Raw genomic sequence first — 12370 nt, 5'->3', positions numbered from 1 at the left:
AACGGCCGACTCGGAATCGACAGCACTCCCTCGAAGCTCTTCGGCCGATGCCCGCAACGTGGCCATCACCCAAGCAGACGCGGAGCAGCAATGAGGGAGTGGCCACGCCGGTCCGACGCCGAGGACTTGCTGCGGCTCGTTGGAGATGGCGGCCAGACCCAGGACCCAGCGAGCCCGAACACGTGGGCGCCCTGTCTCGCGGCCCTCCGGCCGCGCCATGTGCACGATTCGTCCGGCTCCTGCATGAGATGCAGCGTAGGTCCAGCGCGAAGCACGAAGGCCCGGACCTGATGGTCCGGGCCTTCGTAGCACTAACGCGTTTGGTAGCGGGGGCAGGATTTGAACCTGCGACCTCCGGGTTATGAGCCCGGCGAGCTACCGAGCTGCTCCACCCCGCGTCGGCAAGAGCAACGTTACGCGAATCCCCCGTCAGGACCAAATCGAGGTGACCGACAGGCCGATCGTGCGCCCGGAACGACTTGCGGCAGCACGCGATTCGCGTACTGCCGCAAGTCATGGCCGAGCTGTCGACTCGTCAGGGGTTGGCCGTCGGACTCGACTGTGGTGACGCCTCGACGGCCCGCTTCAGGGCGTCCTTGAGCTTCGCCTGCGCCTGGCCGTATGCCGCGAAGTCCCCACGCTTGAGCGCGGCCTCGCCCTCGGCGTACGCCGCCTCCGCGTCCTTCAGCGCCTGGGCGAGGGCCCCCGAGCTCGGGGTGCCGGTCTGCGTCGGGCCGGACGTCTGGGACGGCGTCGGCGTGGCTGTGCCGCCGGGCGTCGGTGTCGCACCGGGCGCGGGCGTCGGCGGCGTGCCGGTGCCGTTGTCGCCGGCGGACGCGCCCGACGAACCACCGAAGAGCTCGTTGAGAGCGTTGTCGAGCGAACCCGCCCACGCGATCTTGTCACCGAAGGCGACGGCGACCGCGGACAGGCGTGGGTAGGTGCCGGAGCCGCTCGAGCGCGCCTGGACGTAGATGGGCTGGACGTAGAGCAGCCCACCGCCGACCGGCAGCGTCAGCTGGTTGCCGAACATCACGACGGCGCCGGTCGAGGACGTCGTCGAGATGAACTGCGCCAGGGTGAGCTGGCGCCCCAGGCTCGCGTCGTTCGACGTCACCGCGGAGGTGCGCATGTCGTTGAAGACCTGCCCCGGCCCGTTGACGGACCCGCCCGTGGTCTCGAGCAGACGCATGCTCCCGTAGTTCGGCGACCGCTTGCCGTCCTCGGAGCCGGCGTCCCCGTCGACCGCGAGGAAACCGGAGAGCACGTTGCGGTCACCCGTCGGCATGAACGTCGAGGTCAGCGAGAAGGCCGGCGCCGGCTGACCGGGCATGGCGAGCGACAGGTAGTAGGGCGGCTGCAGGAAGTCCTGGCCGGAGGATGTCGGGTCGTCCGGCACGCGCCAGAAGTTCTGGCCGCCGTAGAACGACGCCGCGTCGGTGTCGTGGTACTTCTCGAGCAGCTTCCGCTGGACCTTGAAGAGGTCCTCGGGGTAGCGCAGGTGCTCCATGAGCGCGCCCTTGATGTCGGTCATGGGCTTGACCGTGCCGGGGAAGATCGACATCCACGCCTTGAGGATGGGGTCGCTCTCGTCCCACTGGTAGAGGGTGACCGTGCCGTCGTACGCGTCGACCGTGGCCTTGACGGAGTTGCGGACGTAGTTGACCTGGCCTGCCTGCACGGCCCGCACCGACTGGCGCGTGCTCGTCACGGCGTCCTCGGTTGCCGTGTCGAGCGTCGTCATCTCGGAGTACGGGTAGTTCGCCGACGTCGTGTAGCCGTCGAGGATCCACTGCACCCGGCCGTCGATGACCGCGGGGTACGCGTTGCCGTCGAGCGTCAGCCACGGCGCGACCCGCTGGACGCGCTCGCGCGGCGTGCGGTGGTCGAGGATGCGCGAGTCGTTGGTCACCGCGTCGGAGAGGAGGAAGTTGATCTCGCGGTACTTCACGGCGTACGCGAGCCTCCTGACCGCGTCGAGCGCGACGCCACCGGTGCCGGTGTAGGCGTAGTTGATCTGCCCCGTGCCCTGTGGGTCGGGGTAGTCGAACTCGCGCTTCTCGCCGCCGACGATGGAGTACTCGGGCGAGCTCTCGCCGAAGTAGATGCGCGGCTCGTACTTGCCGAGGGCTCCCTCCGTGCCGATCTGCGACTCGAAGAACGTCGGCCGGCCGTCGTCCTCGCGGGTGTTGCCCTTGGCCGCGACCACGCCGTAGCCGTGGGTGTAGACCGTGTGGTCGTTGAGCCAGTTGCGTTGTCCCTCGGGCACGCCCGTGAGGTCGAGCTCGCGCGCCGCGATCACCGTGTCGGTCGGCTTGCCGTCGATCTCGTAGCGGTCGACGTCGAGCACGTCGGCGAACTGGTAGTAGCCCTTGCTCGCCTCGAGCTGCTTGAACGTCGGGCTGACGATGTTCGGGTCGATGAGTCGGATGCCGGGCACCGTCGCGGCGTCGCCGCGCAGCTGGCCGGGTGCTGCGACCGTCTTCGTGTCGTAGGGCTTGACCTGGATCTTGTCGAAGCCGTAGGCCGCCCGCGTCGCGTTGATGTTGCGCTGGATGTAGGGGACCTCGAGCGACTTCTCCGACGGGCGCACCTTGAGCGACTGCACCAGGGCCGGGTAGATGCCGCCCACTGCGACGACGATGACGGCGAGGACCGCGACGCCGACGAGCGGCAGACGCCAGGAGCGCGTCCAGATCGTCGTCAGGAACATGACGGCGCACATGACGGCCGCGAGCGCGAGGATGCCCTTGGTCGGGATGATCGCGTGCGACTCGGTGTACTGGATGCCGGTGATCTTCGTCGACTCGGCGGTCGCGAGGTTGTACCGGTCGACCCAGAAGGCCACGGCGCGCACGAGCACGAGTGCCGCGGCGATGACGGACAGGTGCACCCGAGCGGCCTGCGTCGAGCGCATCTTGCTGCCGGCGACGATGCCGCCGTAGAGGTAGTGCGTGAACGCGGCCGTGATGAAGCCGATGACGAGGATCATCGTCAGGAACGCGACGACGAAGTTGATCCACGGCAGGTCGAAGACGAAGAACCCGATGTCCAGGCCGAACTCGGCGTCGTTGCTGCCGAAGGGAGTTCCGTTGCGCCACAGCAGGAAGGTGTCCCACTGGGTCGCGGCCGACAGGCCCGCGAAGAGGCCGACCGCGAGGGGCGCGGCGACGGTCGCGGTGCGACGCATCGGCTCGACGAGCTGGCGGTAGTGCTCCATCGCCTGCGTGTCGGGCGACGGCGCGTAGATGGGCCGGCTGCGGAAGGCGAAGTGGATGCTGGACCACACCATCGCCGCGGTCAGCAGTCCTCCGGCGAGGCCGAGGACGACCTTCGTCACGATCTGCCGGCTGAAGACCCCGGTGAAGTCGACCGACTGGTACCACAGCACCTCGGTCCAGAACTGCGCCGCGATCGCGATGACGACCATCAGGGCGGAGGCCACGACGAGGGCCGTGACGAGCGGCCGCCGCTGCGGCGGGAGCACCACGGTGTCCGGTCGTCGGGGCGGGCCCGAGTCGTCTGAGTTGAAGTTGCCCGGCGGGGGGCCGAAGTTGCTGTCGCTCACGTGGAGTGCCTTGGGTGCTGGGACGGGCAGGTGGTCGGGCGGACCCGGTGCGGCCTGCTGCGGCCGCCTGCGGCAACCATAACCCGGCCCAGCACGGACCCAAGCGGCCGTCACCGCACCGTGACCCGCGCGAGACCCAGCGGGGGCAGCAATGCCCGCCAGGCGGCATACGGCAGCATGGGGGGCGTGAAGCCGCAGCCCGTCATCGACCCCCTCGCCGTCGCTGCTCTCGACACGGAGCGCCACGTCGCGGCCGCCGGATGGGACCAGCCGCCCCGGCTCTTCGCCCTCGTGCGCACCGTCGACCTGCTCGAACGGGAGCCGCAGCTGCGCGACCAGATGGGTCCTGCAGACCTGGCCGACGGCGCGCTCACCGCCATCGAGCAGGAGGGCCTGCCCGCGACGAGCTCGCTCGAGACGCTGCTCGGGCGGCTCGCCTGGCCCGCCGAGGTCGACGGCTGCGCGTTCGCGATCGAGCGGATGGTCGTGCCGCCGGACGCTGAGCGGGAGCTGCCCTCGCGCGGTGACGACGCCGTCGACCAGCTTGCTGCGCATCCGGACCGCAAGGACGTGCGTCTCCTCGTCGCGGTGCTGCGCGACGGGGCGTCGATCTGCCTGCTGCGTCAGCGCGACCACGACTCCGACGACGCCGTTGCGACCGGCAAGGACATCGCTCCCGGCCTCGTCTCGGCGCTCAGGGCGACGTTCGAGGACTAGCAGCGGGGCAGCGAGCCGGTCTGGTCCCTCGCGATGGCCTCGACGGCCGTGCGCGCCTCGTCGAACGTCGCGACCTTGAAGACCTCGAGCCCGTCGGGCACGTGCCCGACGACCTCGTCGCAGTTGCCCGCCGGGGCGAGGAAGAACTGGGCGCCGCCGGAGCGGGCACCGGCCAGCTTCTGCCGGATGCCGCCGATCTGACCGACCTTGCCGTCGTCGTCGATGGTGCCCGTGCCGGCGATCTGGTGGTCGCCGGCGAGCGGGCCGGGCGTCAGCTTGTCGTAGATGCCCAGTGAGAACATCAGTCCCGCGGAGGGTCCGCCGATGGCGCCGGCGTCGATGGTGACCTTCGCCGGGAAGTCGTGGTCGAGCCCCAGGAGCACCCCGAGCGCGGTGCGTCCACCCTGCCCCTCGACGGTCGGCACGTCGACCGTGAGCTCCTTGCCGTCTCGCGTGACGGTGAGCGAGACGGTGTCACCCGGGCTCGACTTCTGGAGGGCGTCCCGCACGCTCTGCGCGGTCGTGATCGGCTCGTCGTCGATGGACTCGAGGCGGTCGCGGACCTTGAGCAGTCCCTTGGCCTTCGAGCTGTCGGTGATGCTCGCGATGGCGACGTGCGTCGGCACGTCCTTGCCCATGGCTCGGAGCGCGACCGCGGTGGCCTCCTCCTGGGAGCCCTCCATCTGGATGGCGTTCTCCTCGGCGACCTGCTCCTGCGTCACCTTCGGGTCGAAGATGTCGTCGACGGGAAAGACGTCCTGCGCCGGGTCGATCCAGGCCTGGAGCACGTCCCAGGCGTCGACGGGGTAGCCGGGACCACCCACGACACGGACCGTCGTGAAGCGGAGCGAACCCTCGGTCGGGTAGGTCGGCAGCCCCGAGATCGCGATGATCGGGGTCTTCTTGCCGTCGTCGGACACCCCCAAGGTGTCCTGCGTCGGGCCGGGGCTCATCACGGCATACGGAAGGTGGACGACGGAGCCGACCACCATGACGGCGAGGAAGAGGAAGAACGCCGCCAGCACCGCCTTGTTGCCGCGGCTCAGACGGCCGCGCCCCTCGTCGTCGAGGACCTCGGCCCGCGTCGGCAGGCCGGAGTCGGCGTGGCCGGCGAGCACAGGGGCGTGCTCGGGGACGCGCTTGATGGTCCTCACGGCAGCCCGACCCACTCATCGGCTCCGTCGGCGAACCGTTGGTGCTTCCAGATCGGGATCGTGGCCTTGAACTCGTCGATGAGCTCACGGCACACCTCGAAGGCCTCGGCGCGGTGCTCGGCACTGACCCCGACGACGACAGCGATGTCGCCGACCTCGAGGTGCCCGACGCGGTGGACGACGGCGAGGCGCACGGCCCGCCCGTCGCCCGCCAGGCGGTCGGCGAGCGCACGCGCGGCCTCGGTCGCCTGTGGGTGGGCGGAGTAGTCGAGGGCGGCGACCGTGCGGTCGCTGCCCTCGTCGGCGCCTTCCCGGGCGCCCTCGTCGGTGCCCGGGGCCCGGTCGGGCCCGTCGTGGTCTCGCACGGTGCCCACGAAGAGGCACACTCCCCCGGCCCGGGGCGACGAGACGCTCGCGAGCACCTCGTCGACAGACAGGGGCGTCTCGCGGATCTCGGCAAGGGTGACCGTCACGACCGCAATCGTATGCCGCCGCGCCGGGCCCCGCGTCCCGTGTGCATCCGGTCCCGCCGGGGAACCAACAGGGCCGATCCGTGGTTGTCTTGATGTACGGCCGAATGGCCGTCACTGACCAGTTCGAGTGGGGATGAGCAGGCATGGCCGACGACCGCGGGCGCGGTGACGACAGCACCAACGACCGGGACGACGAGTCCGGAGACGACGTGGAGCAGCAGGGCCGCGCGCCCGGCGAGTCCCCCTTCGGGCTGCCCCTGAACCGGCCCGGTTCGGGCTCGCCGGGCAGCGGCTCCGGCCCCGCCGGCTTCGGGGGCGGCCTGCCGGATCTGCCCGACCTCGGCAGCATGGACCCGGGCGACCTCGGGGCGATGCTCGAGAAGGTGCTCGGCGAGGCGGCCGACAACCCCGAGCTCGCCGAGGCGATGCGCAGCATGGGTGTCGACCCGCGCGACCCTGCCACGCAGGCGGCCATGCGCGCCCAGCTCGGGACCTTCATGGCGGCCCAGCAGTCGCCCACCGGCTCGCGCGACCTGGCCACGGACGTCGCCCGTCGGCACGTGCTCGCGGTCGAGGGCAACGACGTGCACGACGAGGCGGCCGCCCGCGCCGTCTCGGACGCGGTGGCCGTCGCAACCTTGTGGCTCGACGAGCACACCGTCCTCGCCTCGCCGGCCTGGCGCGCGAATGGCCTCAGCCGGGCCGAGTGGGTGGAGGCGACGATGCCCCGCTGGTTCGAGCTCATCGCACCGGTTTCCGACGGTGTCACGGCCGCGACCTCCGACGCGATGCGCAAGCAGGTCGGCGAGCTGGGCCCGGAGGCGTTCGGCGAGGCCCTGCCCGAAGGCCTGCCCGAGGGCTTCGACCCGGCCGCGATGATCGAGCAGTGGGCGCCGATGCTCGGCAACCTCAGCCGGCAGATGTTCGCGGCACAGCTCGGCCAGGCCGTCGGCACGCTCGCGACCGAGGTCGTGAGCGGCACCGAGGTCGGCCTGCCCCTCACCGAGCCGGGTGTCGTCGCACTGCTGCCCGGCAACGTCGCGCAGCTCGCGGCGTCACTGGAGATCGACGTCGCCCAGGTCCGGCTCTACCTCGCGGTGCGCGAGGCCGCGCGTGTGCGCCTCTTCTCCGAGGTGCCCTGGCTCGGCCCGCAGCTGCTGTCGGCCGTGTCGGACTACGCCCGCAACATCACCATCGACACCGAGGCGATCGAGTCGGCGCTCTCGACGATCGACCCCTCGGATCCCGAGGCGCTGCGCACGGCCCTGCAGGGGAACCTCTTCCGCCCCCAGCCCACCGCCGCCCAGCGGGCCGCGCTCGACCGGCTCGAGACCCTGCTCGCGCTCGCTGAGGGCTGGGTCGACCACGTCACCGACCGCGCGACGGCCCGGCACCTGCCGCAGTCGGCCGCCCTCGCCGAGACGATCCGGCGACGGCGCGTCGGCGGCGCGGCCCAGAAGACCTTCGCCGGTCTCGTCGGGCTCGAGCTGCGACCGCGACGCCTCCGCGACGCCGCGAACCTGTGGGCCGCACTCGAGAGCGCGGGTGGCTCCACCCTCCGCGACGGCCGGTGGGCCCATCCCGACCTGGCGCCGACCTCCGCCGACCTCGACGACCCGATCGGCTTCGTCGAGCGGGCCACGGGTGGCGGCGCCGGCGACGACCTTCCCGACGCCGGAGGCGACTTCGGGGGCGACCTCGACTCCGTGCTGCAGGGCATCCTCGAGGAGGCCGACCGAGCGCGCGGCGAGGGCGACGCGCCCTCGGCGGACGGGCCGGGAGAGACGCCTGACGGTGGTCGCGAGGACGGCGACCCCGGTCCGACCCGGTGAGCGAGCGCTCCGCGGCCGCTGCCTGGCAGCGGCTTCACACCGACGCCGTCGCGCGGCTCGAGACCTGGTGCGCCCCCGACGAGCGGCAGGAACGCCTACGCGTCGAGTTCCTCGAGCATCTGCGCTCCCATCCCGACGCCATGAGCAAGGCCGGTCCGCCGGCCCACCTCACCGGAAGCGTCATCGTGCTGGACGAGACGGGCCAGTCGGCGCTGCTGACCCTGCACAAGCGGGCACGGCAGTGGTTCCAGTTCGGCGGCCACTACGAGGTGGGCGACGAGTCGGTGTGGCACGCTGCGAACCGCGAGGCCCGCGAGGAGTCCGGTGTCCCCGACGTCACGGCGCTGCCCGGCATCGTCCAGCTCGACCGGCACGTCCTCGTCGGCGACTTCGGCACGTGTCGCGAGCACCTCGACATCCGCTTCGCAGCCGTGACGGCGGGCGAGACGAGCACGGCGGTCAGCACCGAGTCGATCGACGTGCGGTGGTGGCCGGTGGACGCGCTGCCGGAGGGATCGCGCGAGGACCTGCGTCCGCTCGTGGACGCCGCGCTGCCCTACATCCGGGCCTGAGCGACGTTCCGCGCGGCGGTCGGAGGGATGCCGATGCCGGGTCGGCACGGCGACTGCGACGTCCCGAACGCTGCCCAAACGGACATTTCGCCACGGCGCCGGGTGTGATCCACGTCACGCTCCTGATGGCGCGGACCCTCGGCGCCGGACCGGTGGACCAAGGAGCGCCGGCACGCTCCGACTCGGCTCCGACTCGGCTCCCCGTCGCCTCGGCAGAGGCACCTGCCGAAGCACGGGTTCGCGAGCACGGTGTGGCTTGGTGAGCACGCTGCGCGACGAGGCCCGGCCACGACAGGCGGACAGGCGGACCCACACCCTTCAGGCGGACACGGTCGCGTGGCCCTGGGTCGGCCGGTGGACGCCGCGCGAGCGGCGAGGGTGGCCGGGGCACGGCGGCAGGTGCGGCGCGGAGCCCGACGAGCCTGACGGCATACGCGCTGTGGCGCGCGCAGGGCGCGGTCAGTCGTCGCTGAGGTCGAGGCCGGCCGCGGCCGACACGCCCTGCAGGTAGCCGCGAGCCCGCTCGAGCCGTGGGTAGCCGCGCAGCAGCTCCCAGAACTCGGGACCGTGGCCGGGCTGGAGCAGGTGCGCGAGCTCGTGCAGCAGGACGTAGTCGACGACCCATCCCGGCATGCCACGGAGCTTGTCGGACAGGCGGATCGAGCCCTCGGCAGGCGTGCACGAGCCCCACCGGGAGTTCTGGTTGGCCACCCAGCGCACGCTCGTCGGCACGGCCCGGCCGCCGAGGTGCTCACGCGAGAGCGCGAGGGCCCGCTGCTCCAGGTCGCCGTCGCTGCGCCGGCGCCGCTGCTCGGAGGCGGCGACGCGGGCCACCATCGTGCGCACCCACTCTCCCTCCTCCGCGCGGCTCATCCGGGCGGGCACGAGGACGACCAGACGCCCCTCCTGGCGGTAGGCGGAGACGGTGCGACGGCGCTTGGCGCTGCGGCGGACCTCGACGGTGACCCCGTCGACCACCGTGTGCACCACCTCGCGCCGCGCCGTCGCCATGAGGGCAGGGTAAGCCAGTGCGGGGACAGGGCCACGGAGCACGACGACGACACGGCTCTCGCACGGGTTCGAGCACCGGCCCGGGAGCGGGTTCGAACGGCGTCCCGGGCGGCGGCCCCGGCGGTTGTTCGGGTGCCTCACCGGCGGCCAGGCACCTGCGTCCGGGCCGTCGCCTTACCGCATCGCTCACGGGCGCGCCAAGCGGGGATGAGCATGATTTCGTGCTCAGCGTGCTCTAGGGTTGAACGAGTCGAGGCGCCCGTCGGATGGGCGCCAGCTACAAGGAGACACCAATGGCTGACGAGACCTACAAGGGCGAGTTCTACTGCGTGAAGTGCAAGGAGAAGCGCGAGGCCGAGGGCAAGGTTGTCGTTTCCGACAACGGTCGCCGCATGGCCAAGGGACAGTGCCCCGTCTGTGGCACGAACCTGAACCGCATTCTGGGCAAGGCCTGACCAGGTCGCAGCGGCGTCACTGACGCCGTACATCGAGGGGGCGGGACCACACGGTCCCGCCCCCTCGTGCGCGCTGCGCGCCTGTGGACGACGCCCGCGCGGGTTCGGGACCGGCTGCGAGCCTGACGAGCGAGGGCGGCGCCGCTGGGGCCGCCGGGTCTGGAGGTCCCGATGTCCGCTGCTGCCGTCCCACCACACCCCCGCCTGCCCGTCTGGCTGCGCCCACTGACGCGTCGCCGCGGTGAGGTGCAGTTCGGGGTGCTGCCCGGCGGGCCGGTCGTCACCGGCATCAGCGACACCGAGGCCGCGCTGCTCGCGCGCCTCGACGGCGAGCTGCCCCTGGCGTCGACCGACCGCCTGGCCGCCGAGATGGGCGTCGCCGCCGAGCGGTGGCACGAGCTGCTCGAGCTCACCACGCGGCTCGGAGTGGTGACCGACCGCCGACCCAGCATCTCAGGCAAGCGTGGCACCGCGCCGGGTCGTGTCGTCGTCGACGGCTGTGGGGCGGTGGCCTCGGAGATCGCCTCCGCCCTGGCGGGCAGCGGAGTCACCGTCGTGCACGGACGCGCGGCGGTCGACCGCGCCGTGGCCGCTCCCCTGCACCCTCGGCCCGACCTCGTCGTGCTCGTCGGCTCGCCGGTCGTCGACCCGCGTCGCGGTGACCTGTGGCTGCGACACGGAGTGGCCCATCTGCCCGTGGCCCCGGCCGGACCCCGCACCGTGATCGGGCCGATCGCCGACGGCTCCGCTCTCACGCCGTGCCTGTGGTGCCTCGACCGGCACCGGTCCGACCGCGACTCGGCCTGGCCCACCGTCATGAGCCAGGCCGCGCCCGTCCGCGTGCCGCCGGTCAGCGACGCCCGCGACGGCGTCCATGATGCGCTCGCGCCCGGCCTCTCGCACCTCGTCGTCGGCGCGGTGACTCTTCTCGTGACCGGCGTCCTGGAGGGACAGCAGCCGCCTCCCGGAGTGTCCGTCGAGGTGAGCCTGCCATGGCCCCGGATGGACCACCGCCGCTGGCCGGCGCACCCGCTGTGCCCCGCACATCCGCCGACAACCACGTGGGAGCGGCCGCCTGCAACCGTCACCGACGAGTCCTACCGACGCGGCGCCTGACCGACCGGTCTGGACGAACCGGCCTGCGAATTCGGGCGGGGCAGGTACACATAGAGTCGGACCGTCGCCTGAGACGGCTCCGAGACCGCCCGAAACCTACCCGAGACCCGCCCGAGACCTGCCCGCCGAGGAGGTGAGCCGTGACCGACCTGCCGCGCAAGGCCGTCGTGCGCTCGGCCAAGCTGGCTGCGGTGCCCCTGGGCTTTGCGGGTCGCACGGCACTCGGGCTCGGCAAGCGGCTCGGTGGGCGCCCGGCAGAGATCGTGGCCGCCGAGCTGCAGGCCCGCACCGCCCAACAGCTCTTCCAGGTGCTCGGCGAGCTCAAGGGCGGAGCGATGAAGTTCGGTCAGGCCCTCTCGATCTTCGAGGCCGCGCTGCCCGAGGATCTCGCGGTGCACTACCGAGCCACGCTCACGAAGCTGCAGGACAGCGCCCCGCCCATGCCGACGAGCTCCGTGCACGGCGTCCTGCGTGCCGACCTCGGAACGCGATGGCGCAGCAGGTTCCAGTCGTTCGACGACCACCCGGTCGCCTCCGCCTCGATCGGGCAGGTGCACCGCGGCGTCTGGAAGGACGGGCGGGACGTCGCGGTCAAGATCCAGTACCCGGGGGCGGGCGCCGCCCTGATGAGCGACATCCGCCAGATCAGCCGGGTCGCCAAGGTCGCCGCCGGCTGGGTGCCCGGCATCGACCTCGGCCCGATTCTCGACGAGCTGCGCGACCGGATGGCCGAGGAGCTCGACTACCGGCTCGAGGCGCAGTCGCAGGCCACGTTCGCCGCCGCGTTCGACGGTGACCCCGACTTCCACGTGCCCGACGTGGTCGACGGCCGACAGCACGTCATCGTGTCCGAGTGGCTCGACGGCATACCCCTGTCACGGATCATCGCTGAGGGCACGCCGGAGCAGCGCGACGCCGCGTCGCAGCTCTACCTGCAGTTCCTGCTCGCCGGACCCGCCCGGGCAGGCCTGTTGCACGCGGACCCGCACCCAGGCAACTTCCGGATCACGCCTGAGGGCCGGCTCGGCGTCATCGACTTCGGCGCCGTCAACCGGCTGCCCGACGGTATGCCGCCCGAGATCGGCCCGCTGCTCACGATCGGGCTCGAGGGCAGCGCCGAAGAGGTGCTCGACGGACTGCGCGAGATCGGCTTCGTCAAGCAGAGCATCGACCTCGACCCGCAGCGGCTGCTCGACTACCTCGAGCCGTTCATGGCGCCGTTCCGCACCGACACGTTCAGCTTCAGCCGCGAGTGGCTGCGCGGGGTGTTCGCCCACATCAACGACCCGCGACAGCCGAACTACGCCGTCGCCTACAAGCTCAACCTGCCGCCCGAGTACCTCCTCATCCACCGCGTGTGGGGCGGGGGCATCGGTGTGCTCTGCCAGCTCGGGGGCACGGTTCACGGCCGCGCCATCGTCGACGAGCTGCTGCCGGGTGCGGACCTGCCGCCTGTCGGAGAGGCCCGCTGA

Annotated in this window: 10 protein-coding genes and 1 tRNA gene; 6 read left to right on the top strand and 5 right to left on the bottom strand. The window is 71.9% G+C overall.

Annotation, left to right across the window (positions count from 1 at the left end; all coding sequences use genetic code 11):
- Window positions 1-321: 321 nt before the first annotated feature.
- Both ACFQU3_RS08120 and ACFQU3_RS08115 read right to left on the bottom strand, forming a co-directional pair.
- Window positions 322-398: transfer RNA gene (locus tag ACFQU3_RS08120), tRNA-Met, on the bottom strand.
- A gap of 137 nt (window positions 399-535) precedes the next feature.
- Window positions 536-3568, bottom strand: a complete 3033-nt coding sequence (locus tag ACFQU3_RS08115; RefSeq protein WP_385908514.1) for a UPF0182 family protein — start codon at window positions 3566-3568, stop codon at window positions 536-538.
- 177 nt (window positions 3569-3745) lie between these two features.
- On the opposite strand from ACFQU3_RS08115, the gene ACFQU3_RS08110 reads away from it, so the two are divergent.
- A complete protein-coding gene (locus ACFQU3_RS08110; RefSeq protein ID WP_385908615.1) occupies window positions 3746-4285 on the top strand; it encodes a PPA1309 family protein in 540 nt (179 codons plus the stop codon).
- On the opposite strand, the gene ACFQU3_RS08105 is transcribed toward ACFQU3_RS08110, so the two are convergent.
- Window positions 4282-5439 carry a PDZ domain-containing protein gene (locus ACFQU3_RS08105; protein WP_385908512.1) on the bottom strand — a complete coding sequence of 386 codons (1158 nt, stop codon included), beginning with the start codon at window positions 5437-5439 and terminating at the stop codon, window positions 4282-4284. The two genes, ACFQU3_RS08110 and ACFQU3_RS08105, sit on opposite strands and share 4 nt — an antisense overlap.
- Window positions 5436-5912: a molybdenum cofactor biosynthesis protein MoaE gene (locus tag ACFQU3_RS08100; RefSeq protein WP_385908510.1), complete on the bottom strand. Its 477-nt coding sequence runs from the start codon at window positions 5910-5912 to the stop codon at window positions 5436-5438. Before ACFQU3_RS08100 ends, ACFQU3_RS08105 begins: the two co-directional genes overlap by 4 nt.
- A 143-nt stretch (window positions 5913-6055) precedes the next feature.
- Here ACFQU3_RS08100 and ACFQU3_RS08095 point away from each other — a divergent pair, with 143 nt between their 5' ends.
- Together ACFQU3_RS08095 and ACFQU3_RS08090 are read left to right on the top strand one after the other, a co-directional pair.
- Window positions 6056-7744 carry a zinc-dependent metalloprotease gene (locus ACFQU3_RS08095; RefSeq protein WP_385908508.1) on the top strand — a complete coding sequence of 563 codons (1689 nt, stop codon included), beginning with the start codon at window positions 6056-6058 and terminating at the stop codon, window positions 7742-7744.
- Complete coding sequence (locus tag ACFQU3_RS08090; protein ID WP_385908506.1) at window positions 7741-8316, top strand: NUDIX hydrolase; 576 nt, start codon at window positions 7741-7743, stop codon at window positions 8314-8316. The genes ACFQU3_RS08095 and ACFQU3_RS08090 overlap by 4 nt, the downstream gene beginning before the upstream one ends.
- A gap of 459 nt (window positions 8317-8775) precedes the next feature.
- On the opposite strand, the gene ACFQU3_RS08085 is transcribed toward ACFQU3_RS08090, so the two are convergent.
- The gene (locus ACFQU3_RS08085; protein WP_385908504.1) at window positions 8776-9327 is read right to left on the bottom strand and encodes a YgjP-like metallopeptidase domain-containing protein; all 552 of its coding nucleotides are present in this window, start codon (window positions 9325-9327) and stop codon (window positions 8776-8778) included.
- A 293-nt stretch (window positions 9328-9620) separates the two neighbouring features.
- On the opposite strand from ACFQU3_RS08085, the gene ACFQU3_RS08080 reads away from it, so the two are divergent.
- From ACFQU3_RS08080 to ACFQU3_RS08070, 3 genes are all read left to right on the top strand, one after another.
- Window positions 9621-9782, top strand: a complete 162-nt coding sequence (locus ACFQU3_RS08080; protein WP_020143053.1) for a DUF5679 domain-containing protein — start codon at window positions 9621-9623, stop codon at window positions 9780-9782.
- 171 nt (window positions 9783-9953) lie between these two features.
- Entirely contained in the window at window positions 9954-10898 is a 945-nt protein-coding gene (locus ACFQU3_RS08075) for a hypothetical protein (protein WP_385908502.1), read from the top strand.
- 140 nt (window positions 10899-11038) lie between these two features.
- Window positions 11039-12370 (top strand): ABC1 kinase family protein, encoded by a 1332-nt coding sequence (locus ACFQU3_RS08070; protein ID WP_385908500.1) that lies wholly within the window; start codon window positions 11039-11041, stop codon window positions 12368-12370.

The sequence above is a fragment of the Terrabacter sp. GCM10028922 genome, assembly GCF_042666095.1.
Lineage (GTDB): Bacteria > Actinomycetota > Actinomycetes > Actinomycetales > Dermatophilaceae > Terrabacter.
This window is presented reverse-complemented; position numbering and strand designations above follow the sequence as displayed.

Excerpts from the sequence above, each read along its gene's own strand:
- ACFQU3_RS08110 (WP_385908615.1), top strand. The coding sequence starts at position 3,746 with ATGGGGGGCGTGAAGCCGCAGCCCGTCATCGACCCCCTCGCCGTCGCT.
- ACFQU3_RS08095 (WP_385908508.1), top strand. The coding sequence starts at position 6,056 with ATGGCCGACGACCGCGGGCGCGGTGACGACAGCACCAACGACCGGGAC.
- ACFQU3_RS08085 (WP_385908504.1), bottom strand. The coding sequence starts at position 9,327 with ATGGCGACGGCGCGGCGCGAGGTGGTGCACACGGTGGTCGACGGGGTC.
- ACFQU3_RS08080 (WP_020143053.1), top strand. The coding sequence starts at position 9,621 with ATGGCTGACGAGACCTACAAGGGCGAGTTCTACTGCGTGAAGTGCAAG.
- ACFQU3_RS08075 (WP_385908502.1), top strand. The coding sequence starts at position 9,954 with ATGTCCGCTGCTGCCGTCCCACCACACCCCCGCCTGCCCGTCTGGCTG.